At 74.2% G+C, this 23,250-nt stretch carries 18 protein-coding genes and 1 tRNA gene; 15 read left to right on the forward strand and 4 right to left on the reverse strand.

The annotated features are described in order from the left end of the window. Window positions 1-30 precede the first annotated feature (30 nt). Window positions 31-687, reverse strand: coding sequence for a 5-formyltetrahydrofolate cyclo-ligase (locus BCL65_RS09750; protein ID WP_106267517.1), 657 nt, complete (start codon window positions 685-687; stop codon window positions 31-33). A gap of 65 nt (window positions 688-752) precedes the next feature. Between BCL65_RS09750 and BCL65_RS09755 the strand changes: the two genes are divergently transcribed. The 6 genes from BCL65_RS09755 to BCL65_RS09780 all read left to right on the forward strand — a co-directional run bounded on the left by BCL65_RS09755 (window position 753) and on the right by BCL65_RS09780 (window position 7,669). Continuing rightward, window positions 753-1,388: a GNAT family N-acetyltransferase gene (locus tag BCL65_RS09755; RefSeq protein WP_106267519.1), complete on the forward strand. Its 636-nt coding sequence runs from the start codon at window positions 753-755 to the stop codon at window positions 1,386-1,388. 70 nt (window positions 1,389-1,458) lie between these two features. Beyond that, a complete protein-coding gene (locus BCL65_RS09760) occupies window positions 1,459-2,631 on the forward strand; it encodes a hypothetical protein (RefSeq protein ID WP_125206531.1) in 1,173 nt (390 codons plus the stop codon). Between the two features lie 111 nt (window positions 2,632-2,742). After that, window positions 2,743-2,815: transfer RNA gene (locus BCL65_RS09765), tRNA-Ala, on the forward strand. A 548-nt stretch (window positions 2,816-3,363) separates the two neighbouring features. Beyond that, the gene (locus BCL65_RS09770; RefSeq protein ID WP_106267522.1) at window positions 3,364-4,407 is read left to right on the forward strand and encodes a diguanylate cyclase domain-containing protein; all 1,044 of its coding nucleotides are present in this window, start codon (window positions 3,364-3,366) and stop codon (window positions 4,405-4,407) included. Window positions 4,408-4,505: 98 nt separating this feature from the next. After that, entirely contained in the window at window positions 4,506-6,209 is a 1,704-nt protein-coding gene (locus BCL65_RS09775) for a hypothetical protein (protein ID WP_125206530.1), read from the forward strand. 14 nt (window positions 6,210-6,223) lie between these two features. After that, a complete protein-coding gene (locus tag BCL65_RS09780) occupies window positions 6,224-7,669 on the forward strand; it encodes a family 20 glycosylhydrolase (RefSeq protein ID WP_106267525.1) in 1,446 nt (481 codons plus the stop codon). A 3-nt stretch (window positions 7,670-7,672) separates the two neighbouring features. Here BCL65_RS09780 and BCL65_RS09785 read toward each other — a convergent pair whose 3' ends face one another. Continuing rightward, window positions 7,673-9,658, reverse strand: a complete 1,986-nt coding sequence (locus BCL65_RS09785; RefSeq protein ID WP_243400998.1) for a dolichyl-phosphate-mannose--protein mannosyltransferase — start codon at window positions 9,656-9,658, stop codon at window positions 7,673-7,675. A 48-nt stretch (window positions 9,659-9,706) separates the two neighbouring features. Here BCL65_RS09785 and rsmI point away from each other — a divergent pair, with 48 nt between their 5' ends. Continuing rightward, window positions 9,707-10,579, forward strand: a complete 873-nt coding sequence (rsmI, locus tag BCL65_RS09790) for a 16S rRNA (cytidine(1402)-2'-O)-methyltransferase (RefSeq protein WP_106267527.1) — start codon at window positions 9,707-9,709, stop codon at window positions 10,577-10,579. Between the two features lie 42 nt (window positions 10,580-10,621). Here rsmI and BCL65_RS09795 read toward each other — a convergent pair whose 3' ends face one another. Further along, window positions 10,622-11,212, reverse strand: coding sequence for an isochorismatase family protein (locus tag BCL65_RS09795; protein WP_106267529.1), 591 nt, complete (start codon window positions 11,210-11,212; stop codon window positions 10,622-10,624). A 92-nt stretch (window positions 11,213-11,304) separates the two neighbouring features. Between BCL65_RS09795 and metG the strand changes: the two genes are divergently transcribed. From metG to BCL65_RS09830, 7 genes are all read left to right on the forward strand, one after another. Further along, the gene (gene metG / locus BCL65_RS09800; RefSeq protein WP_106267531.1) at window positions 11,305-13,101 is read left to right on the forward strand and encodes a methionine--tRNA ligase; all 1,797 of its coding nucleotides are present in this window, start codon (window positions 11,305-11,307) and stop codon (window positions 13,099-13,101) included. 2 nt (window positions 13,102-13,103) lie between these two features. Then, the gene (locus tag BCL65_RS09805; protein ID WP_106267533.1) at window positions 13,104-14,036 is read left to right on the forward strand and encodes a TatD family hydrolase; all 933 of its coding nucleotides are present in this window, start codon (window positions 13,104-13,106) and stop codon (window positions 14,034-14,036) included. A 42-nt stretch (window positions 14,037-14,078) separates the two neighbouring features. Beyond that, window positions 14,079-15,308 (forward strand): ubiquitin-like domain-containing protein, encoded by a 1,230-nt coding sequence (locus tag BCL65_RS09810; RefSeq protein ID WP_243400997.1) that lies wholly within the window; start codon window positions 14,079-14,081, stop codon window positions 15,306-15,308. A 235-nt stretch (window positions 15,309-15,543) separates the two neighbouring features. Beyond that, on the forward strand, window positions 15,544-16,845 hold the full coding sequence (locus tag BCL65_RS09815) for a resuscitation-promoting factor (RefSeq protein ID WP_279340818.1): 1,302 nt from the start codon (window positions 15,544-15,546) through the stop codon (window positions 16,843-16,845). Window positions 16,846-17,078: 233 nt separating this feature from the next. Continuing rightward, the gene (locus tag BCL65_RS09820; RefSeq protein WP_106267534.1) at window positions 17,079-18,410 is read left to right on the forward strand and encodes a ubiquitin-like domain-containing protein; all 1,332 of its coding nucleotides are present in this window, start codon (window positions 17,079-17,081) and stop codon (window positions 18,408-18,410) included. 28 nt (window positions 18,411-18,438) lie between these two features. Continuing rightward, a complete protein-coding gene (gene rsmA / locus BCL65_RS09825) occupies window positions 18,439-19,311 on the forward strand; it encodes a 16S rRNA (adenine(1518)-N(6)/adenine(1519)-N(6))-dimethyltransferase RsmA (protein WP_106267536.1) in 873 nt (290 codons plus the stop codon). Next, window positions 19,308-20,240, forward strand: coding sequence for a 4-(cytidine 5'-diphospho)-2-C-methyl-D-erythritol kinase (locus BCL65_RS09830; RefSeq protein WP_106267538.1), 933 nt, complete (start codon window positions 19,308-19,310; stop codon window positions 20,238-20,240). Before rsmA ends, BCL65_RS09830 begins: the two co-directional genes overlap by 4 nt. A gap of 61 nt (window positions 20,241-20,301) precedes the next feature. On the opposite strand, the gene BCL65_RS09835 is transcribed toward BCL65_RS09830, so the two are convergent. Beyond that, on the reverse strand, window positions 20,302-21,279 hold the full coding sequence (locus BCL65_RS09835; protein ID WP_106267540.1) for an acetylxylan esterase: 978 nt from the start codon (window positions 21,277-21,279) through the stop codon (window positions 20,302-20,304). A 100-nt stretch (window positions 21,280-21,379) separates the two neighbouring features. Here BCL65_RS09835 and BCL65_RS09840 point away from each other — a divergent pair, with 100 nt between their 5' ends. Next, on the forward strand, window positions 21,380-23,230 hold the full coding sequence (locus BCL65_RS09840) for an ABC-F family ATP-binding cassette domain-containing protein (protein ID WP_181340732.1): 1,851 nt from the start codon (window positions 21,380-21,382) through the stop codon (window positions 23,228-23,230). Window positions 23,231-23,250: the final 20 nt, after the last annotated feature.

Consider the following 23,250-nt stretch of genomic DNA (forward strand, 5'->3'; position numbering starts at 1 on the left):
CGGACCCGGGCCCGCTGCCGCTCCCGCCGACTACGCCGCCGGGAGCGGCAGCCAGCCGTCCGGGGTCGCGACGGCATGGATCGCGACGTCGTGCTTCAGCACCGGCAGCGGTCGTTCGACGGCGTCGTAGAGCTCCTCCGGGAACACCATGGCGATGGACCGCACGCCGGGGCGCACCTGCTTCAGCGCGCGGTCGTACCAGCCGCCGCCCTGTCCGAGCCGGGTCCCGCTGGTGTCGACGGCGAGGGCCGGCGCGATGACGACGTCGGCCTGCGTGATGACCTCCGCCCCGAGGTTGGGTCCGCCGGGCTCCGGCGGCCGGCCCGGGGCGCGCTCGAGGAGGTCGTCCGGTCCCGTGTAGTCCGCCCAGTCGCGGGCCAGGCCCGCACCGAGCACGGGCAGGAGCACCCGTGCCCCGCGCTCGGCGAGCAGCTCCAGCAGCGGCAGGGTGCCGGGTTCCGTGGGCCGGGCGGCGTAGGCGACGACGACGGACGCCTCCTGCACGGCGGGGACCCCGGCGACGACCTCGGCGAACGCCTCCGCCGCCTGGTCGCGCAGCCGCTGGGAGCGTTCGGTGCGGTGGTGGCGGATCGCGCGCCGCAGCTCGTCCTTGGCGTCTTCGGGTTCCATCCCCGCGACGACCGGGTACGGCTGATGCGCTGTCGAGGCCTTGAGGTCGCCGTGCATGTCCTTATTGTGGCAGGGTCCGGTGCCACGGGGACCCGGCGCGCCGGGTGGACGAGGGAACCGGGATGAACGATGCGAAGAGGTGGGCGGTGACCAGGCCCTGGCCGGTCACGCTCCGGGAGGACACGCCGTCGGGCGCGGTGGTGCTGCGCCCGCTGCGACGCCGGGACGGCGGCGAGTGGATGCGGCTGCGTCAGCTCAACGCGTCCTGGTTGCGGGCCTGGGAGGCGACCACCCCGGGGGAGCGGCCCGAGGCGACGTCGTTCGGCGACTACGTGCGGGCGCTCAGCGCGCAGGCGCGGGCGGGCACCACCCTGCCGTTCGTCGTGGAGCTCGACGGGGCGCTCGTCGGCCAGCTCACCGTGTCCTCGATCCAGTACGGCTCCCTGTGCTCGGCGAGCATCGGCTACTGGGTGGCGCGCGAGTACGCGGGCCGCGGCATCGTGCCGACCTCGGTGGCGATGGCCACCGACTACTGCTTCCTCGTGCTCGGGCTCCACCGCATGGAGATCAACATCCGCCCCGAGAACGCGGCGAGCCTGCGGGTCGTGGAGAAGCTCGGGTTCCGCGACGAGGGCCTGCGCGAGCGCTACCTCCACATCCAGGGCGACTGGCGCGACCACCGGACCTTCGCGCTCACCACCGAGGACGTGCCCGGCGGTCTGCTGGCGCGGTGGCAGCAGGCGCGCGACGGCGCCTGAACGGGTCAGGTCGCGGACACGCCGCCGCGCGGTGCGGGACGCCTCGCCCCGCCTCGCCTACCGTCGGCGTGTGGAGACGTCGCCGGCAGGACTCGCAGCCCTCGCGCTGTTCGTGCTGTGGCTGGGCTACTGGGTCCCGCAGCGGTTGCGTCACCGTCAGCAGCTCATCGACGCGCAGATCGACGACCGCTTCTCCGGCGGGCTGCGCGTCCTCGCCGTGGCGGACGGGGACGTGGCGGGTGGAGCTCGGCCAGGACGACGACGGAAGGAGCGTGCGATGCGACAGGACCGCGACGGCATCGCGCCGGTGACCGGCAGCGTGCCGCTCGTGGGCGCACGGACCTCTGGGCCGCCGTCGGGCGCCACGCCGCGGGTGCGGACCCAGCGGCTGGCCGTGCTGGAGCGCCGGGCGGCGCGAGCACGCCGTCGCCTGGTGGTGACCCTGGTGCTCGCGCTCGTCACCGCCGGGGCGTGGGTCGCCGTCGGACTCGGGTACCTGCTGTGGTGGGGTGCGGCCGTCCCGTCGGCGGTGCTCGCCGTCGTGCTCCTGCTGGGCCGCTTCGCCGTGCTCGCGGCGCGGCGCTCGGACGCGCGCTGGCGCGCTGAGCGCCGGGCGGAGCAGCAGCGCGCGACCCAGCAGCGGACGCTGGCGCACGGTGGGCCGTACGCCCCGCGCAACCGGGCGCGGATCACCGGGCGCGCCGTGCACCCCTCCGACACCAGCACCCGGATGATCCCGCGCGTGCAGCCCGCCGCGCGGCCTGCTCCGGCTGCCGACGCGCCCGTCAACCCGGCCGGGCGCGGAGCGACCTCGCGGGAGCCGACGGCGTCGGCGAGCGCGCGGACCGCCGGCGACGGCGCCGGCGAGAGCGACGACACGGAGCGTGCGCCGGGGGCACCGCAGGCCACGCGCTCGGGCACGACGGCGCAGCCGGTGGGCGGCGAGCCGTGGGAGCCGGTGCCCGTGCCGCTGCCCACGTACGTCACCAAGCCCGCGGCGCCACGGCGTGAGCAGGCGACGACGGTGCCGACGCACGAGACGCGTGACGTCGAGCCGCCGGAGCCGGTGCGCGAGGGCGGACCGGCCGCCGCGTCGTCGGCGGCGTCGCCCCCGGTCGCCCCGGCGGGTGCGGCGCGCGACCCGCAGGACGCCTCGCTCACCGCCGACGAGCCCCGCCCGCGCACCGAGACGCTCGGGCTGCCGCTCGAACAGATCCTGGCGCGTCGCCGCGCCGCCGGCTGAGAGTCGGGCGCCGGCTCGTCCGGCCGGCGGTGCGGTGCACGTCACCGCGCCGACCGGCGGTGCGATTTGGTCAGGAGCCGTGGCGGGGTGTTAATCTTGCTACCGCTCCACGGGGCTATGGCGCAGTTGGTAGCGCGTCTCGTTCGCAATGAGAAGGTCGGGGGTTCGAATCCCCCTAGCTCCACCCGCAGAAGGCCCGGAACCGCCAAGGTTCCGGGCCTTCGTCGTTGTCGAGGGGGTGGCGGCGCTCTGCCTGCGCCTGGATGATCAGGTGTGGGGCGGCGCTCGGCCGGTCTGGGGACGTTCCGCCGGACCGCATGGGGGGCAGGTCCGGCGGAACGTCTGGGAAGAACGTATCGACGGGTGCTCAGGGGCTCCTTGGCGGAACCTCAGGACTCCGTCAAGGTGTGCCGCAGGGGGTGGCGCCGGCGCTCTCGGGCTGCTTGCGGTCCGGGTTCCGTGCGGCGCTCGCGTCCGGCGCGGCGTCCTCGGACATGTCGGCGCCCCGCCGGGCGGAGACGGGGGATAACGCCCGGCGGGGCGTCTGCTGTCAAGCTATCGGCGTAGTCTCAGGGTCACCGCGACGCTGCCTCAGGGCCTCCTCAGGATCCGCCGAACGCCAGCCAGGGGGACGGTGTCCGGGCGGTGAACAGCGTGAACGACGGCCGAACAGCTCCGGTCGATATCGCTCAGGCCCGGCATGTCGGGCACCGGGTGCGCCAAGGTGGCCCCGTGCATGACGAGATCACCGAGGTGGCCCGGCACCGGCAGGTCCGTGGAGGCTCCCGACTCGCGGGCGTCGCGTCCGACCTGGCGCGCCCCGTCGACGTCGTCGGCTCGACGATGCCCGTGGGGCAGCTCGAGGTGATGTTCCGCAACCCTGACGTGAGCTGCGTCGTGGTCTCCGACGACGAGTCCGGCCGGGCGGGGATCGTCATGCGGTCCGGGCTCACGGCCGCGCTGACGGGGCGGCTCGGCTACGGGCGCGCCGTCCTCGAGCGCAAGCCGACGTCCGCGGTCACCGACTGGTCGCCGATGGTGGTGCACCCGCAGGACCCGGTGTCCTCCGTGGCGACGCGCGCGATGGAACGCACGGACGCCCACCGCTACGACGACGTGCTGGTGGCCGCCGACCGGTGGCTCAGCGCCGGGACGGCCGACCTGATGCGCGCGCTCGTCGCCGCGCTGGCCGAGCGGTCCACGCACGACCCGCAGACCCGGTTGCCCACGCGGGCCGCCACCTGGCACTCGTTGGCGCGCCGTTGCGAGCTGGTGCAGGGCTCCCGGACCCGGGTCGTGCTGGTGCTGCTGGACGTGCACGGCATGTCCACGCTCAACGCCCGCCACGGCTACACGACGGGCGACACGGTGCTCGTCGAGCTCGCGAGCCGCCTCGTCGGCGGGCTGCCGCGCGGTTGCGAGGCCGGGCGGGTCGACGGCGACCGGTTCGCCGTGCTCGCGACGCTGCCGCCGATGGACGACATCCAGGCCGCCGCGTCCGCCGACCACCTGCGCCGCCACGTGCTCGCCAACCTGGCCGAGCCGACTGGCGCCGTCGACGTCCTGGTGTGGCCGGAGCTGCGCTCGTCGGTCGTCTGGTCGGTGACGGGCGCCGCCGTCGCGGAGGAGCTCGTCCGCGAGGCCGAGTCCCGGCTCGCCCGGTCTCCGGGAGCGGCACCGGTCCCGGAGCCCTCCCGCCGCCCGGTGCCCGACGAGCAGCCGCCCGGCCCGGCGCCAGTCGGCGACGCCGTGCTCCCGCTGCGCCGGGTCGGTTGACGGGGAGGCGGAGCGGGGCATCGACCTTCCGCCCGGAATGCGCGAGGATGGAGCCCGTGCGTGTACGGAACGCCCGATTCGTCCTTCCTGTTGTCTGCGTGGCCGCGTTCGTCGCGGGCTGCGGCCCCGACGACCCATCTCCCGACCCTGCTGACGGCCCGGCCGTGCAGACGGTGGTCTCCCCGCCGCCGGCCCACACCCTGCTGCTCGGCGCCGAGGACCCCGCCGAGCTCGCGCTGACCACCAGTCAGCAGATCTACGACCGCTCCCCGGTGGCGGTCGTCGCCGACGGCGGCACACCGGACGGCGGTGCGCCGAAGGGCGGCGAGGCGTCCGACGACGGCGCCTCCGACGGTGCCTCCGACGGTGCCTCCGACGGTGGCGCAGCGGTGCGGGCGGCGCAGGCCTCGGCCGCCGAGACGCTCGGTGCTCCCGCCCTGGTGGTCGGCGGTGCGGTCTCCGCCCACGGCGTGGCCGACGAGCTGGACCGGCTGGGGGTGCAGGTCGCCGTGGTCGTGAGCCCGGAGTCGCCCGGCGCGGGCATGGCGGAGGGTGCGGGAGGCGCCGGAGAGCGCGTCGATGGAGACGACGCGGAGAGCGATTCGTGGTCCGACGACGGCGCCGCGGTGCCCGACGCGTTGAGCGGGGCCGAGCAGGCCGCCGCGACGGCGGGTGCCGACGTCGTGCACCTGCGGGTCAGCGCACTGCCGGACACCGGCGACGAGGAGCCGGGGGCGCTGAGCGCGGCCGAGGCGGCGAGCCTGCAGGACGACGTGGACGCTGTGCTCGCGAGCGACCCGTCGTCGCCCGCGCCGCAGGACCCGGCCGAGGTGCGGCTGCGGGAGGTGCTGGCGCTGACGGACCCGCAGCCCGGCCAGGAGGCGGCGATCGCTACCTTGCGCGCCGCCGGGGCCGTCGACCACGAGGTGCCCGGGGGCGACATCGCGGCCTCGCCGGAGTCGATCGCGGAGATCGATCTGGCGCAGGCGCTCGCCGTGGTGGGTGTGGGTCCGACGTTCGGGGACGCCGCCGACTTCGCGTGGCGGGTCGAGGCGGCCGAGCGGGGAGACCTGCTGCCCACGGGGACGCAGCAGCTGCTCCCGGCGCGCTACGTGACCACGGAGGCCGAGGCGTGGGAGGAGCCGGACGACGTGACGGCACGGGCCGCCGTCGCGGCCGAGGCGTACGCGGGGCTGGGCGACGGACCGGTGGTGCCGACCGTCGTCGTGCAGGCCGGTGCGGCGCAGGGGCGTCCTGCGGAGGAACGCGTCGCCGAGCTCGCACCCTTGGTCGCCGCGGCGCGGGAGGCGGGCCAGTACGTGGTGCTCGACGTCGCCGCGGGCGACTCGGCGCTGCTGGACGAGGTGAAGCCGCTGGAGGAGCTGCTCGCACGCCCGGGGGTCGGGGTGGCGCTGCACCCGGAGGACCGGGTCTCCGACGGCGTGCTGCCGCCGCAGCAGGTGTCGGTGGACGAGGTCGAGGCCGTCATCACCTATATTGAAGGGGTGGTTACTAATCACGGTCTACCCCCGACGACGGTGGTCGTGCACCAGACGCGACCCGAGTCCGTGGTCGGCCGTGAACGCCTCGCCGACGTGGCCGCCGCCACGGACGCGGTCGAGATCGTCCTCGCCGCGGACCGTACCGGCGGGCCGACCACGGGCGAATGGGTGTGGAACCGCGTGTCCGACGACGTCCCCGACGGGGTGCACACCGGCTGGGCGGGACCGACCTACCTTCCCGACCAGGCGGCCGACCTCGTCCCCACGGACCCGGCGCCGCTGTTCGTCGCCGGGCCCTGACCAGGAGAACCCGCATGCTTCCCCTCATCCCGTGGCCCACCGAGGTCACGCAGCCCGCCGCACCCGCCCTCGAGCTGGCGGCCGTGCGCATCGACGCGCCCGACGCGGCGCTGGCCGAGCTCGTCGCCGAACAGTTCGCGGCCGCGGGCGTCCCCGTCGCCGAGACGGACGCCGTGCCGTTCACGCTGCGCCTCGACGCGGCGGCCGGTCCGGAGGGCTCGGACAGCCCCGAGCGCTACACGCTGCAGGTGGGGGGCGGCGCGATCAGCGCCACCGCCGCCGAGCCGGTGGGCCTGCTGCACGCCGCGCGCAGCCTGCGCCAGCTCGTGGTGCGCGCCGCCGACGGCGCCCCGGCCGGGACGCACCCGACCGTCCCCGCCGTCGTCGTCCACGACGCTCCCCGCTTCCGCTGGCGCGGGCTGAGCTTCGACGTCGTGCGCCACTGGTTCGGTCCCGACGACATCCGCGCCGTGATCGACCTCGTGGCCGCGTTCAAGTTCCGCGTGCTGCACCTGCACCTCACGGACGACCAGGGCTGGCGCATCGAGATCCCGTCACGCCCCGAGCTGGAGAAGGCGTCCGACAACCAGGTGGGCGGCGGCTCGGCCGGCTACCTGACCGTCGGGGACTACCGGGACCTGCAGGCGTACGCCGCGGCGCGTCACGTGACGATCGTGCCGGAGTTCGACATGCCCGGGCACGTGAACGCCGCCACGCACGTCTACGGCGGGCTGACCAGCGACGGCGTCGCCACCGACGCCTACGACGGCATCGAGGTCGGCTTCTCGCGGCTCTGGTTCGACAACCCCGCCACCGAGCCGTTCGTGCGCGACGTCGTCGGCGACCTCGCGCGCATGACCGACGGCGCGTGGGTGCACGTGGGCGGCGACGAGGTGCTCACCATGGAGCGCGACGAGTTCGCGCGGTTCGTGGACCTGGCGCAGCGCATCGTGCGCGAGCACGGCAAGACGCCGATCTTCTGGCAGGAGGGCGCGCGCGGCCCCGTGGAGCCCGGCACGCTGCTGCAGTACTGGGAGCCGAAGGGCGAGGACCTCGACCGCTTCGTGGCGGCGGCGCAGGCCGGCGCCCGGTTCATCATGTCGCCCGGCGACCACGCCTACCTCGACATGAAGTACACCGCCGAGCACCCGCTGGGCCTGCAGTGGGCGGGCTTCGTGGAGCTGCGGGACTCCTACGAGTGGGAGCCCACGGAGGTGATCGCCGGTCTGCCCGCCGAGGCCGTGGAGGGTGTCTCCGCCGCGGTGTGGACCGAGACGCTGACCACCCGCGACGAGCTGTTCTCCATGCTGCTCCCGCGGCTCGGTGCCGTGGCCGAGGTGGCCTGGACCGCCGGGGACGCCAAGGACTTCGACGGGTTCACGAGGCGGACGGCGGCGCAGGCGCCGGCGTGGCGTTCGGCCGGGTGGGCGTACCACCCGACGCCGCAGGTGGCCTGGTAGCCCTCAGATCCAGTTCTGGAAGCGGATGATCTCGCGCCAGTAGTCGTACGGCACCTGCATTGCCGACCAGAACGGGTAGAACGCCACCGACACCGCCGTGATCGCCAGCAGCACGCCGGCGATCACGGCGACGGTGCCGCCGCGTCCGGCCCGGCGCCCGGTGCGCTCCAGGGCCACCACCATCGGGTACAGCAGGGTGAGGATCACCCAGGGCGTGAACACGATCGAGTAGAACGCGAAGATGGTCCGCTCCGTGTACAGGAACCAGGGCAGCCAGCCCGCGACCGTGCCGGACAGGACGGCGATCGCGCGCCAGTCCCGCAGCCAGATGCCGAGCACGATCGTCACGACGATCGCGATCGCCGCGAGGAACCACAGCAGGGGGTTGCCGAGCGCCGTCACGGCGACGGCGCACGCGCCGCCGTCGGGCGGGCAGCCGTTCTCGCCGGCGGCGGAGCGCTCCCAGAAGAACGACGTGGGCCGCCACTGCACGATCCAGCCCAGCGGGTGCGCCGCGTAGGCGTGCTCCGAGTCGAGACCCGTGTGGAAGCCGAACACCTGCTGGTGGTAGTGCCAGAAGCTCGCCCACCAGTCCGGCACCCACGAGGCCGTCTGGCCCGGGTTGTCCGCGGCCCAGGTGCGGTCGTAGGCGGGCGTGGGCGAGCCGACGCTGGCGAACCACCTCCACCACGAGGCCACGTACGTGACCAGGGCGACCGGCACGATCTGGACGAAGGCGTAGGGGGCGTCGAGGAGCAGCGACTTTGCGGCCCCGCCGCGCAGGCCCGCGCGGTGCCGTGCGGTCATGTCCCACAGCACGGTCAGCAGTCCGAACACCGCGACGAACCACAGCCCGGACCACTTGACCCCGCAGGCCAGGCCGAGCGAGACACCCGCTGCCAGCCGCCACCACCGCACGCCCAGCCAGGCCGGCGGCCACCCGGCGACCGGGCCGCCCGCCGAGGAGATCGCCGCCACCCGGGCGGCCAGCCGCCGTCGGGCCTGCTCCCGGTCGAGGAGCAGGCAACCGAAGGCCACCAGCACCCAGAACATGAGGAACTGGTCCAGCAGCGCGGTGCGCGAGTGCACGATCGCCTGGCCGTCGATCGCCAGCAGGAACCCGGCCGCGAGCCCCATCACGGTGCTGGAGAACAGCCGGCGCGCGATCCGGGCCAGCAGCAGCACGGCGAGGATGCCGACGACGGCGCTCGCCAGGCGCCACGCGAACGGGTCGGTCGGTCCGCCCCCGGCCTCCATGCCGAGCCAGATCATCCACTTGCCCACCGGCGGATGGACGACGTACGCGGCCTGGTCGAGGTAGGTGTCGACGTCGCCCGCCTCGAACGCCGGGTTGGGGTCGTCGGGCCACTGCCTCTCGGCGCCCTCCTTGCCGAGGGTGTAGGCGTCCTTGACGTAGTAGGTCTCGTCGAACACGAGCGTGCCGGGCCTGCCGAGCTCCCACAGCCGGGTGGCGGCCGCGACCAGCGTCACGAGCACGGCGCCGATCCACCCCCACGCACGGGCCTGCCACGTGGCGCCCAGCGCCAGCCGGCGCTCGCCCAGCAGCCGCACCAGCAGCGTCTGCTCCGTGACGACGGGGCCGTCCGGCGGGGTCGTGGTGCCGTCCTCGGACGGGTCGTCCGTGCCCGACGGCGCCGGCCCGGCCGGGCCGACCGCACCGGCAGCGCTCCCACCCGCCGTGGGGGTGCCGCCGTCCTCGGCGGTCCGTGTCGCGGTCGTCGCCCCGGTCGGCGTCCCGGTCGTCGCCCCGGTCGCTGTCGTGGTCTGTGCCCGCTGTGCGCCGTTCCGCCCGACGCTCGGCACGGCGCCCGTGACGGCTCGGATCGCGCCCGTCACGAGGGGGATGCCGCGGGTGTCCGTGCGGTGGCCGTGGATGTCGCGCCGGGAAGGGTACTGGCGGGGCGCGGACGGCGAGTCGATCTCCGGGTTCTCACCGGTGGCGGGAGCGTCGGCATCGGGGGCGGTCACCTCGGCCACTTTAGAGGGTCATGACGTCGGCGTGGGACAGTTGGCCACATGAGTCGTGACGCCGAGGCCGGGTCCGTCGTGCTGGCCGCCACCCCCATCGGCAACGTCGAGGACGCCTCCCCCCGGCTGGTGCGTCTGCTGCAGGAGGCCGACGTCGTGGCCGCGGAGGACACCCGTCGCCTGCACGGGCTGGCCGGCCGGCTCGGGATCAAGGTCGGTGGCCGCGTCGTGTCGTACCACGAGCACAACGAGCGCGACCGGGCCGACGACCTGCTGGACGTGGTCGACGACGGCGGGACCGTCGTCGTCGTCACGGACGCCGGGATGCCGGCCGTCTCCGACCCGGGGTTCCGGCTCGTCGAGCGCGCCGTCGAGCGCGGGCTGGCGGTGACGGCAGCGCCGGGGGCCTCGGCCGTGCTCACGGCGCTCGCGCTGTCCGGGCTGCCGACCGACCGCTTCACGTTCGACGGGTTCGTGCCCCGCAAGGCGGGGGACCGGAGCCGGTTCCTCGGCGCGCTCGCGGCCGAGCCGCGCACCATGGTCTTCTTCGAGGCGCCGCACCGCGTCGTCGAGACGCTGGCCGCGATGGCGGACGCCCTCGGCGCCGACCGGCCCGCCGCCGTCTGCCGGGAGCTGACGAAGACGTTCGAGGAGGTGCTGCGCGGCACCCTCGGCGAGCTCGCGGCGCTCGCGGGCGAGCGCGCCGAGACCGGTGCCGGTCTGCGCGGCGAGATCTGCGTCGTCGTCGGCGGGGCGCCGGCCGCCGAGGCCCCGCGCGTGGAGGACCTGGTGCCCGAGGTCATGGACCGGGTGGCCGCCGGCGAACGGCTCAAGGCCGTGGTGGCCGAGGTCGCGACCGCGGCCGGCGTCCCCAAGCGGGACCTCTACGCCGCCGCCCTCGCCGCCCGCCCGCCGAGGTAGCACCCCTCCCGCCGAGGTAGTGCTACCTCGGCCGAGGTAGCACTACCTCGGCGCGAGCGGGTCGCCGCCGGACGAGGCGAGCTCGACCCCGGCGGCCGCCATCTCCGTGCGGGCCTGTTCGCCGAGCTCCGGCGAGACCGGTGCCGTGAGGTCGGTGAGCACGCGCGTGGCGAACCCGAGGCCCGCCGCGTCCAGCGCCGTGTGCTTGACGCAGTGGGACTCCGCGAGCCCCACGACGTCCACGGCGTCGACGCCGGCCTGGTGCAGCACGTCGACGAGCCGGCGCCCCTCGTCGTCGGCCCCGTCGAAGCCGGAGTACCCGTGGTCGTACTGACCCTTCTTCACGGCGACGTCGGCGGCCAGGTCGGCGAGCGCCGGGTGGAGCCGGGCGTTCGGCGAGCCCGCGACGCCGTGCACCGGCCACGAGGTGACGAAGTCCGGTCGGTCGCTGAAGTGCTCGCCCGGGTCGACGTGCCAGTCCTGGGTGGTGACGACGAGCCCGTACCGGTCGCGGTGCGTGCCGGCGTACGTGGCGACGTCGGCCGCGACCTGGTTGCCGCCCTCCACACCGAGCTCGCCGCCCTCGCAGAAGGTCGGCTGGACGTCCACGACGATCAGTGCGCGAGTGCTCATGCTTCCCACTGTGCCACCACCGCCGGGATCAGGGCAGGCCGCACCCTGGACGCCCCGGCCGGCCTCCGGCGTCGACCATTAGGATTCGGGGCATGACCCACATCCTCTCGGCCGTGGCATGGCCCTATGCCAACGGCCCGCGGCACATCGGCCACGTCGCCGGCTTCGGCGTTCCCTCCGACGTCTTCAGCCGGCACATGCGGATGGCGGGTCACGACGTCCTGATGGTGTCCGGCACCGACGAGCACGGCACGCCGATCCTCGTCCAGGCCGAGTCCGAGGGCGTGACCCCCCAGGAGCTCGCGGACCGCTACAACCGCGTCATCGTCGAGGACCTGACGTCCCTCGGCCTGTCCTACGACCTGTTCACGCGCACCACGACGCGCAACCACTACGCCGTCGTGCAGGAGATGTTCCGCACGGTGCACAAGAACGGCTACATGGTCGAGAAGTCGACCATGGGCGCCATCTCCCCGTCCACGGGCCGCACGCTGCCGGACCGCTTCATCGAGGGCACCTGCCCGATCTGCGGCTACGACGGCGCGCGCGGCGACCAGTGCGACAACTGCGGCAACCAGCTCGACCCGATCGACCTGAAGAACCCGCGCAGCCGGATCAACGGCGAGACGCCGAAGTTCGTCGAGTCGAACCACTTCTTCCTCGACCTGCCGGCGCTCGTCGACGCGCTGTCGTCGTGGCTCGAGACCCGCAACGGGTGGCGGCCCAACGTGCTGAACTTCAGCCGCAACCTGCTCGACGACGTCCGTCCGCGCGCCATGACGCGCGACATCGACTGGGGCATCCCCGTGCCGCTGGAGGGCTGGGAGGACAACCCCGCCAAGCGGCTCTACGTGTGGTTCGACGCCGTCATCGGCTACCTGTCCAGCTCGATCGAGTGGTCCCGCCGCCAGGGCACGCCCGAGGCGTGGCGCGAGTGGTGGACCGACCCCGACGCCCGCTCGTACTACTTCATGGGCAAGGACAACATCACCTTCCACTCCCAGATCTGGCCGGCCGAGCTGCTGGCGTACGACGGCGGCGGGTCGCGCGGGGGCGCACCGGGCCAGTTCGGCTCGCTCCAGCTGCCCACCGAGGTCGTCTCCAGCGAGTTCCTCAACGTCGAGGGTCAGAAGTTCTCGTCGTCGCGCGGCGTGGTCATCTACGTGCGCGACATGCTCGCGCGCTACCAGCCCGACGCGTTCCGCTACTACGTGGCCGCCGCAGGCCCGGAGAACCAGGACGTGGACTTCACGTGGGACGGGTTCCTGCGCCGCACCAACGACGAGCTCGTCGCCGGCTGGGGCAACCTGGTCAACCGCACGGCGAGCATGGTGCACAAGAACTTCGGCGAGATCCCGGCCGCCGGCGAGCTGACCGACACCGACCGGGACGTCCTGGCCTCCACGCGCAAGGCGTTCGGCGACATCGGCTCGCTCATCGCGGCCAACCGGCAGCGGGCCGCGATCGCGGAGGCGATGCGCGTCGTCGGCGACGTCAACCGCTACGTCTCCGAGACGGAGCCGTGGAAGCTCAAGACCGACCCGGACCGTCTCGCCACCGTGCTGCACACGACGACGCAGGCCGTCAGCGACTGCAACACGCTGCTCGCCCCGTTCCTGCCGCACTCGGCCCAGTCGGTGCACGAGGTGCTGGGCGGCACGGGCCAGTTCGCCCCGCAGCCGCGCATCGAGGAGGTCACCGACCTCGACGACGACTCGCGGCACTACCCGGTCATCACCGGCGACCACGACGGCGGCTACCGGTTCCCCGCGTGGGAGTCGAGGCCCGTGGCCCCGGGGACGCCGATCGCGAAGCCGTCGCCGGTGTTCACCAAGCTCGACGACTCGATCGTCGAGGAGGAGCTCGAGCGGCTGCGCGAGAAGGCCTGAGCGTGGGCCGCAAGCGTGAGCGCGGGTTCCCGCGCGACCCGGAACCGCTGCCCGTCCCCGTCGTCGACAACCACACGCACCTGGACGCGATCGCGGACGTCCTGCCCGAGCGTGCCGGCGGCGGCGGCGAGCCGGCCCCGACCGTGGCCGACCACGTCCGCCGGGCCGGCGCCGTCGGCGTCGACCGGATGGTGCAGGTGGGTAGCGACCTACCGTCCGTCGGGTGGACCGACGCGCTCCTGCGAGGCACCGACGCCGCGGCGCTGCTGGGCGCGGTCGCGATCCACCCGAACGAGGCGGTGCTGCACGCGGGCGTCCGCGAGGTGGGCCCGGACGGTCTCGAGCCGCACCCCGAGGCCCACCACGACGTCCCGCTCGACGACGCGATCGCCCGGGTCGCGCAGGTCGCCCGCGACAACCCCCGCGTGCGGGCGGTGGGGGAGACGGGCATGGACCTGTTCCGCACCGGCCCGCAGGGCGAGCAGGCACAGCGGGAGTCGTTCCGCGCCCACATCGCCCTCGCCAAGGAGCTCGGCCTGGCCCTCCAGATCCACGACCGCGACGCACACGCCCCGGTGATCGAGGTCCTCCTCGCCGACGGCGCGCCCGAGCGGACCGTGTTCCACTGCTTCAGCGGCGACGCGGAGATGGCGGAGCTCGCCGCGGAGCACGGGTGGTACCTGTCCTTCGCCGGGCCGGTGACGTACCCGAAGAACGCGCACCTGCGCGAGGCGTTGCGGACGGTGCCGCTCGAGCTCGTCCTCGTCGAGACCGACGCCCCCTACCTGCCGCCGCACCCGTTCCGGGGGCAGCCGAACGCGCCGTACGTCGCCGCGCACACCGTGCGCGCGATGGCGGAGGTGCTCGAACGACCGCTCGACGAGGTGTGCCGAGCGATCTCGGACAACAGCGGCCGGGTCTACGGGTCGTGGTGACCCCTGTCGCTTCTGCCCCGGTTCGACTACGGTCTGGTGACCGTGGCGACACCTGAGGCGGGACGACGGCTGGACAGCACCCGGCGGCGTCGTCCCTCGGAACGGTACGTCGGTCGCCGTGGCCCCTTGCCCGGGATCGCCCGTGGTGCCCTGCAGGTCCTGGTGGTCGCCGCGGTGGCGCTCGGCGCGACGGGTGTGGTCGCGGCGCACAGCACGATCACCGTCGACGTCGACGGCCGCGTGCAGACCCTCGACGGCTACGGGAGCACCGTCGGTGAGGTGCTCGCGTTCCACGGCATCCGGCCCGGTCCGGACGACCTCGTGCAGCCGGTGGCCTCCGCGCCCGCACCGCGGGACGGCGAGGTCGTGGTGCGGACGAGCAAGGAGGTCACGCTCGAGGTCGACGGCGAGACCACGAGCTTCCGGACGACGGCGCACACGGTGGGCGAGCTCCTCGCCGCCCTCGGGCCGCGGGGCGACGGGGCCGTGACGACGGCGTCCCGCAGCGACCCGCTGGGCCGCGGCCCGGTGCGGGTCTCCACCCGCAAGACCGTCTACGTGTCGGTCGACGGCTCCGTGCTGCCGTTGCGGACCACGCAGGCGACCGTCCGCGACGTGCTCGCCGAGGTCGAGATCTCCCTGGGCGACGAGGACCGGACGTCGGTGCCGTTGGGTGCCGCCGCCGTCGACGGCATGGTCGTGGTGGTCAACCGCGGCGAGACGGCCTCCGACATCGTCACGGAGGTCATCCCGTTCGAGACGGAGCGCATCGAGTCCGACGAGCTGCCGAAGGGCCACGAGACGGTGCGCACGCGGGGCGTCCCGGGCGAGCGGGTGACGACGTACCAGGTGCACACGCTCGACGGTGCGGAGGTGGAGCGCACGGTCGTCGACCGGTCGGTCACCGTCGAGCCCGTCGACGAGGTCGTCGTGGTGGGCACGCTGGACGTGTCGCAGGTGCAGGCCGACCCGGGCTCGGCGAGGGCGCTGGGCCGGGCGCTGGCGGCCGAGCGCGGCTGGGGCGACGACCAGTTCGTCTGCCTCGACAAGCTGTGGACCAAGGAGTCCAACTGGCGCTGGAACGCCGAGAACGCCTCGAGCGGGGCGTACGGCATCCCGCAGTCCCTGCCGGGGTCGAAGATGGCCACGGCCGGCTCCGACTGGCGCACCAACCCGGCGACCCAGATCACGTGGGGGCTGGGCTACATCGCGGGGCGGTACGGCACCCCGTGCAGCGCCTGGAACCACTCCATGTCGGTCGGCTGGTACTGAGCGCACGCGGGGCGCGGCGGGCGCCGTGGCCCCGGTCAACCGTGTGACGTCGGTCGCGAGAGGCGGGTCAATTTTCCGGCATACCGTGTCGGAGCCGGGCATACATACCACAAGTGGTCTTGGTTGAAGATCACGATGCGGTTACGGTCTTCGGAGCCACCGGATCGACGTCCGGCCCGACCGCCAGTCGGTGACCTCTCGTCGTGCCCGGACCTGCCGACGTCTGGAACACCTCGTGAACGCTTGGTCCGACGACTCCGTCACGCCGCCCGACGCAACCGCCCCCGAGTCGACCACCGGGGCGGCCGCTGCCGCGACGGCGCTGCGCCGTCGCCGCTGGCCCCTGATCACCATGGTGGTCGCGCTGAGCCTCGTGGTCGCCGGCGGCGTGAGCGTCGCCGTCGTCGAGCAGCTCCGCAAGGACGTCACCCTCGACGTCGACGGCGAGCTCGTCGCGGTCACCACCTACGCCGGGACCGTGGACGACGTCCTGGCCGAGGAGGGCGTCCGCGTGGGCGCCAACGACGAGGTCACGCCCGCCGCCGGTGACGAGCTCCGCGACGGGGCCGTCGTCGAGGTGCGCTACGGCCGCGAGCTGACCGTCGAGGCCGACGGCGAGGAGCAGGACGTCTGGGTCGCCGCGCTCGACGCCGACGAGGCGCTGGCGGAGCTCGCCACGCGTGACGAGCAGGTCCGCCTCCTGCCCTCCCGGTCCGCCGACCGCGCCACGCTGCCCATCCGGCTCGACGCCGAGCAGCCCGTCGCGCTCGTCGTGGGCGGCGAGGAGACCGTGGTCGACGACGGCGCCACGACGCTCTCGGAGCTGTTCGAGGCGGAGTCGGTCGAGATCGACGCCGACGACCGCGTCCACGTGGACCGCATCGAGGCCGCCGAGGCCGGTGACCCGACGGTGCGCGTCGTCGTGCAGGTGGTCGACGTCAAGAAGGTCACCCAGACCAAGAAGATCGCCCACGACACGGTCACCAGGACGGACCCCGACCGCTACCGCGACCAGGGCTCGACCGTCTCCCGGGAGGGCAAGGACGGCGAGCGGACCATCGTCAAGCGCGTGACGCGCGTCGACGGTGAGGTCGAGTCGCGGGAGAAGGTGTCCAACAAGGTCACCACGAAGCCGGTCGACGAGATCGTCGTCACCGGCACCAAGGAGCGGCCGGAGCCGGAGCCCGAGCCGCAGCCCGCGGACTCCGGGTCCAGCAGCTCGTCGTCCGGCAGCTCGTCGTCCGGCAGCTCGTCGTCCGGCTCCAGCGGGTCGACCAGCTCGTCCGGTGGCAGCGCCCCGGCCGGCGTCTGGGCGCAGCTCGCCCAGTGCGAGTCCGGCGGCAACCCGTCGACCAACACCGGCAACGGCTACTACGGGCTGTACCAGTTCTCGCTGCCGACCTGGCAGGCCGTGGGCGGCTCCGGGCTCCCCTCGGACGCCTCGGCCGCCGAGCAGACGAAGCGTGCGCAGATCCTCCAGCAGCGCTCCGGGTGGGGCCAGTGGCCCCACTGCGCCAGCCAGCTCGGGCTGCTCTGACCCACGGAAGGCCGCCGGGGAGCGTTCCCGGCGGCCTTCGGTGTGCCCCGCCCGTGAAGCCCTGTGAAGGGCTGTGAAGACGTGGTGCCGGTGCCGTCAGGTGTGACCCACGCCCTCTTGCCCCCGATCACGAATCCGTTACGGTCGGCTGTCGTTCGCGCACCGCGAGGCGTTCCTGCCCGGCAGACGCCGCCTTCCCGAGAGCCGACCCCCCACACCACCCCAGGAGATCCATGACCTCCGCACCGGAGAACACCGAGCCTCGGCCCACCACCGCCGAGACCCGCGCCGTCCGCACGCACCGCTCCCGGCGACGTCGGGCGCTGATCGCCGGCGCCACCGCCGGCACCCTCGTCCTCGGCGTCGGCTCGGCCGTCGCCGTGTCGCAGGCCCACAAGACCGTCACCCTCGACGTCGACGGCGAGACCCGCACCGTCGGGACCTTCGCCGGTGACGTCGACGGCCTGCTGGCCGCCGAGGGCATCACCGTCGGCGACCGTGACCTCGTGGCCCCGGCGGCCGACAGCCCGCTGTCCAGCGACGCCGAGGTGGTCGTGCGGACCGGCAAGGAGGTCGACGTCGCGATCGACGGCCGGGAGAGCACCGCCTGGGTCACCGCGGCGGACGCCCACGAGGCGCTCAACCTGCTGGCCCAGCGCGGTGAGGACGTCGCGCTCGTCGCGTCCCGCTCCGAGGACCGCGCCGACCTCCCCCTGCAGGTGCACGACGGCGACCAGGTCGCCGTGGTGCACGACGAGACCGTGGACGTCGCCGACGGCTCCGACGAGCTCGACGCCGTCCTCGCCGACGTCGAGGTCGAGGTCGACGAGGACGACACGGTCACGCTGTCCACCGCCGCCGACGCGGGGGTCCGGGCCGACGACCTGCCCGAGGGCACGGACGTGCCGCAGGTCGCCGTCGTCGTGCAGCGCGTCGAGGTCGAGCAGGTCACGAAGGTCAAGGAGATCGACTTCGAGACGAAGACGAAGAAGAGCTCCCAGCGCTTCGAGGACCTCGACCCGAAGGTCCGCACGAAGGGCGAGCCCGGCTCGCGCACCGTCGTCCGGGAGATCACCACGATCGACGGCAAGACGGTCTCGGACGAGAAGGTCACCTCCCTGGTGACCGCCGAGCCGGTGACCGAGGTGCTCGTGCAGGGCACCAAGGAGCGGCCCGAGCCCGAGCCCGAGCCGGAGCCGGCAACCTCGTCCGGGTCGTCGTCCGGTTCCTCGTCCGGCGTCGCCGCCTCGACCGGCAGCTACTCGGGCTCCAACCGCGAGATCGGCCAGCAGATGGCCGCGGCCCGCGGCTGGACCGGTGGCGAGTGGACGTGCCTGGAGAGCCTGTGGACCAAGGAGTCCGGCTGGTCGCACACGGCCGCCAACCCCTCGTCCGGCGCCTACGGCATCCCGCAGTCGCTGCCCGGCAGCAAGATGGCCACCGCCGGTGCGGACTGGCAGACCAACCCGGCCACGCAGATCGCCTGGGGGCTGGACTACATCGCCGGCCGCTACGGCTCCCCGTGCGGGGCCTGGGGCCACTCGCAGGCCAACAACTGGTACTGAGCCGCCCCGACGGGCGATACTCAGCCCCATGACTGACACCCCTGGCGCCCTGCTCGGCCCTGCGGAGATCCGCGAGCTGGCAGGGCGCCTCGGCGTCCGGCCCACCAAGACGCTCGGGCAGAACTTCGTGCACGACGGCGGCACCGTCCGCAAGATCGTCCGTGCGGCAGGGGTGCAGCCCGGCGACCGGGTCGTGGAGATCGGTCCCGGCCTGGGGTCGCTGACCCTGGGGCTGCTCGAGGCCGGCGCGTCGGTGGTCGCCGTCGAGATCGACCCGGTCCTGGCCGGTCAGGTCGCCCAGACCGTGCAGCGTCACCTGCCCGGCGCCGACCTCGAGGTGGTGACCGCCGACGCGCTGGACGTCACCGCGCTGCCCGGTGAACCGCCGTCGGCCCTCGTGGCGAACCTGCCGTACAACGTGGCCGTCCCCGTGCTGCTGACGTTCCTCCAACGGTTCGACTCGCTGCGCTCGGTGCTCGTCATGGTGCAGGCCGAGGTGGCCGACCGCCTGGCGGCGCCCCCCGGGTCCCGGACCTACGGCGTACCGTCGGCGAAGGCCGCCTGGTACGGGTCCGCACGCCGGTCGCTGACCATCGGGCGCAACGTGTTCTGGCCCGTGCCCAACGTGGACTCGGCGCTGGTCGCGTTCGAGCGGCACGAGCCGCCGTCGACCACCGCGACGCGCGAGCAGGTGTTCCGCGTGGTCGACGCCGCGTTCGCCCAGCGCCGCAAGACCCTGCGGGCCGCGCTCTCCGGGCTGTTCGGTTCCGGACCCGCCGCCGAGGAGGCGCTGCGGGCCGCCGGCGTCGACCCGACGCTGCGCGGGGAGCGGCTGGCGATCGGCGACTTCGCCCGCATCGCCGAGCGCCTGGACGCCGGTGCTGGCACGGTGGACGCGTGAGCCACCTCGCTGCCGCCCCCGCGCCCTCCGTCCGTGTGCGTGCCCCGGGGAAGATCAACCTGACGCTGCGCGTCGGGCCGGTCGCCGACGACGGCTACCACCCGCTCGTGACCGTCTTCCAGGCGGTCGCGCTGCACGAGGAGATCACCGCCACCGAGGTCCCGGAGGGTGCGGGCATCTCGCTCACCGTCGAGGGCCCGCAGGCCGACCGCGTCCCGCTGGACGCCAGCAACCTCGCCTGGCAGGCCGTCGAGGCGATCGCCCGGCACGTCGGGCTCGACCCCAGCGTCGCGCTGCACATCGCCAAGGGCGTGCCGGTGGCCGGCGGGATGGCGGGCGGATCCGCGGACGCGGCGGCGACGCTGCTGGCCTGCGACGCGCTGTGGGGCACCGCCCTGCCGCGCGAGGAGCTCGCCGGGCTGGCCGCGACCCTCGGCTCCGACGTGCCGTTCGCGCTGCTCGGGCACACCGCCGTCGGGACGGGCCGGGGCCACCTGCTCACGCCGGCGATGACCCGCGGGGAGTTCCACTGGGCGTTCGCCACGCGCGACGACGGCCTCTCCACCCCGGCGGTGTACCGGCGGTTCGACGAGCTCACCGGCCCCACCGCGCCCTCCGTCGACGACGCCGACGACAACGGGCTGATGCAGGCGCTGCGCGCCGGCGACCCGACGGCGCTCGGCGAGGCCTTGCAGAACGACCTCGAGGCGGCGGCGCTCGACCTGCGTCCCGAGCTCGCCCGCACCCTGCAGATCGCGCGCGACGGCGGCGCGCTCGGGGTGATGGTCTCCGGCTCCGGGCCGACGGTCGCGGCGCTCGCCCGCTCACGCCAGCACGCGCTGGCGCTGGCCGCGACGTGGACCGCCGAGGACGCCGCCGACGCGGTGTGGTGCACGACGGCGCCCGCGCCCGGCGCACGGGTCCTCTGACCCCGCCGAGGTAGTACCGGTTCTGCCGAGGTAGTGCCGACTTGGCCGAGGTAGTGCCGGCTCAGGCCTGGCCGAGGTGCTTGCGCAGGAACGCCAGGGTCGGGGCGAACCGGTAGTGCTGACCACCCTCGTGGCGGTTGTACGGGTACACGTCGATGCTCTTGTCCGATCCGCCCCAGGCGTTGTACGACGCGTACACCGTGGACGGCGGGCAGATGTCGTCCCGGAGCGCCACCGAGTACAGTCCGGCGGCCCGGGCGCGGCGGGCGAACGACACCCCGTCCAGGTAGGACAGGGTGCGCCAGACGGCGTCCTCGTGCTCCCGGTGGACGGACAGGTACTGCGTGATCTCGGCGTACGGATGAGCGTCGGTGATCTGTACAGCGCGCCGGAAGTCGCTGAGGAACGGCACGTTCGGCGCCGCGGCGACGACGTCGGGCAGCAGGCCGGCGACGGCGGTCGCGATCCCGCCGCCCTGGCTCGTGCCGGCGACCGCGACGCGCGCCGGGTCGATCCCGTCGAGGTGCCGGACGGCGTCGACAGCGCGCACGCCATCGGTGAAGACCCGGCGGTAGTAGTGCTCGGCGGGGTCCAGGATGCCGCGCGTCAGGTAGCCGGGCGAGGCCGGGGCGTGGCCCACGGGGTCGGGGGTGTCCCCGCCGGATCCCCAGCCGGAGCCCTGACCCCGCGTGTCCATGATCAGGTGCGCGTACCCGGCGGCGGCCAGCCCGAGCTGCTCGTGCGGCAGACCCCGGCCTCCGCCGTACCCGACGAACTCCACGACCGCCGGCAGCGGCCCGTCGGCACGGGCCGGGCGGACCAGCCACGCCTTGACCGGGTGCCCGCCGAACCCGGGGAACGTGACGTCGTCGACCGTGACCTCCGTGAGCCCGGAGTCGACCCGCTCGACGCGCACGCCGTCCCCATGCCCGCGGGCCTCGGCGACGGTGCCGGCCCAGAACTCGTCGAAGTCGGCGGGCTCGTCGAGCGTGGGCTCGTACTGCTCGAGCTCGGCCAGGGGGAGGTCGAACTGGGCCATGCGGGTTCTCCTTCGGACGGGTGCGGACGGCGGGGTCGGGACGAGGTTAGCCCGCTCACAGGGCGCCGGGCGGTCCGCGTCCGGCCACTACGCTGTTGCGGTGGCTCATCTTCTCGGTGCGGACGGCATCTCCCTGACCATCGGCACCCGCACCCTGCTCGACGGCGTCTCGCTCGGGCTGGACGACGGCGACCGCATCGGCGTCGTCGGCCCCAACGGCGCCGGCAAGTCCACGCTCCTGCGCCTCCTCGCGGGGACCGCGACGCCCGACGGCGGACGGGTCACCCGCGTGGGGGGCTCCCGGCTCGGCATGCTGGACCAGCGCGACGACGCGCGGCCCGGGGCCACGGTGCTGGACCTGGTGCACGGCGACGACGCCACCCACGAGTGGGCGTCCGACGCCCGCATCCGCGCCGTGCACGCCGGCCTGCTGGCCGACCTGGACCTCGACCAGCCGGTGTCGACCCTCTCCGGCGGGCAACGCCGTCGGGCGGCGCTGGCGGCGCTGCTGGTGACCGACCCGGACGTGATGCTGCTCGACGAGCCCACCAACCACCTCGACGTCGAGGGCGTGGCCTGGTTGGCCGAGCACCTGCGCGACCGGTACGGGACGGCCGGGCGCTCCGGTGGTCAAGGAGCCCTCGTGGTCGTCACCCACGACCGCTGGTTCCTGGACGCCGTCTGCTCGCGGATGTGGGAGGTGCGCGGCGACGGGACCGGCGCCGTCGACGGCTACGAGGGCGGGTACGCCGCCTACATCCTGGCTCGCGCGGAGCGGTCCCGGCAGGCGGCGGCCGCCGCGGAGAAGCGCAACAACCTGCTGCGCAAGGAGCTCGCGTGGCTCAAGCGCGGCGCGCCCGCCCGGACCTCCAAGCCCAAGTTCCGGCTCGACGCGGCCGCCGCGCTCATCGACGACGAGCCGCCGCCGCGCGACACGCTCGAGCTCACCCAGATGGCGACCAAGCGGCTCGGTAAGGACGTGCTCGACCTCGAGGACGTCACCGTCACGGTCCCGCAGCCCGACGGCGGCCGGCGCACGCTGCTCGACGACGTCACGTGGCGGCTCGGCCCCGGCGACCGCTACGGGCTGGTCGGCGTCAACGGTGCCGGCAAGACGACGGTGCTCGCCCTGCTGGCAGGCCGGCGGGAAGCCGACGGCGGACGCGTGCGCCGCGGCAAGACGGTCGAGGTCGCCGAGCTCACCCAGGAGGTGACGGAGCTCGACGAGGTCGGTCACCTCACCGCCGTGCAGGTGGTCGACGCCGAGAAGCGCACCGTCGTCGTCGACGGCAAGGAGATGACGGCCGGGCAGCTCACGGAGCGGCTCGGGTTCACCCGCGAGCGGGCGCACACGCCGGTGCGCGACCTGTCCGGCGGGGAACGCCGTCGGCTGCAGCTGCTGCGGCTGCTGGTCTCGGAGCCGAACGTGCTGCTGCTGGACGAGCCCACCAACGACCTGGACACGGACACGCTCGCCGCGGTGGAGGATCTGCTCGACGGCTGGCCGGGCACGCTCATCGTGGTCTCGCACGACCGGTACCTGCTGGAGCGGGTGTGCGACCGGCAGTGGGCCCTGCTGGGCGACGGGACGCTGCGGGACCTGCCCGGGGGAGTGGAGCAGTACCTGGAGCTGCGCCGTGCTGCGGCGGCGGCGCCGTCGGCGTCCGGCCTGCCCCGTGGTGGCGAGGCCGTCCGGTCGTCGGGGGCGAGCGGGACGGCCGAGCCCAAGGCGTCGCCCGCTGAGCAGAGGGCCGCGAAGAAGACCGTGCAGCGGCTGGAGAAGCGCCTGACCCGGCTGGCGGAGGAGGAGGCGCGGCTGCACGAGACGATGGCTGCCGACCCGACCGACTTCGAGGCCACGGCGAAGCTCGACGCCCGGCTGCGGGAGCTGCTGGCCGAGAAGGACGAGGTCGAGATGGAGTGGCTGGAGGCCGCCGAGCTCGCCGAGTAGCCCCGGTCGTTGTGGGTGCA

This window comes from Isoptericola halotolerans (assembly GCF_003003075.1).
GTDB classification, from domain to species: Bacteria; Actinomycetota; Actinomycetes; order Actinomycetales; family Cellulomonadaceae; genus Isoptericola; species Isoptericola halotolerans_A.

Bases quoted from the DNA above. Each gene is read 5' to 3' on its own strand.
- BCL65_RS09750 (WP_106267517.1), bottom strand. From the start codon at position 687: ATGCACGGCGACCTCAAGGCCTCGACAGCGCATCAGCCGTACCCGGTC.
- BCL65_RS09755 (WP_106267519.1), top strand. From the start codon at position 753: ATGAACGATGCGAAGAGGTGGGCGGTGACCAGGCCCTGGCCGGTCACG.
- BCL65_RS09780 (WP_106267525.1), top strand. From the start codon at position 6,224: ATGCTTCCCCTCATCCCGTGGCCCACCGAGGTCACGCAGCCCGCCGCA.
- rsmI (WP_106267527.1), top strand. From the start codon at position 9,707: ATGAGTCGTGACGCCGAGGCCGGGTCCGTCGTGCTGGCCGCCACCCCC.
- BCL65_RS09795 (WP_106267529.1), bottom strand. From the start codon at position 11,212: ATGAGCACTCGCGCACTGATCGTCGTGGACGTCCAGCCGACCTTCTGC.
- metG (WP_106267531.1), top strand. From the start codon at position 11,305: ATGACCCACATCCTCTCGGCCGTGGCATGGCCCTATGCCAACGGCCCG.
- BCL65_RS09820 (WP_106267534.1), top strand. From the start codon at position 17,079: ATGACCTCCGCACCGGAGAACACCGAGCCTCGGCCCACCACCGCCGAG.
- rsmA (WP_106267536.1), top strand. From the start codon at position 18,439: ATGACTGACACCCCTGGCGCCCTGCTCGGCCCTGCGGAGATCCGCGAG.
- BCL65_RS09835 (WP_106267540.1), bottom strand. From the start codon at position 21,279: ATGGCCCAGTTCGACCTCCCCCTGGCCGAGCTCGAGCAGTACGAGCCC.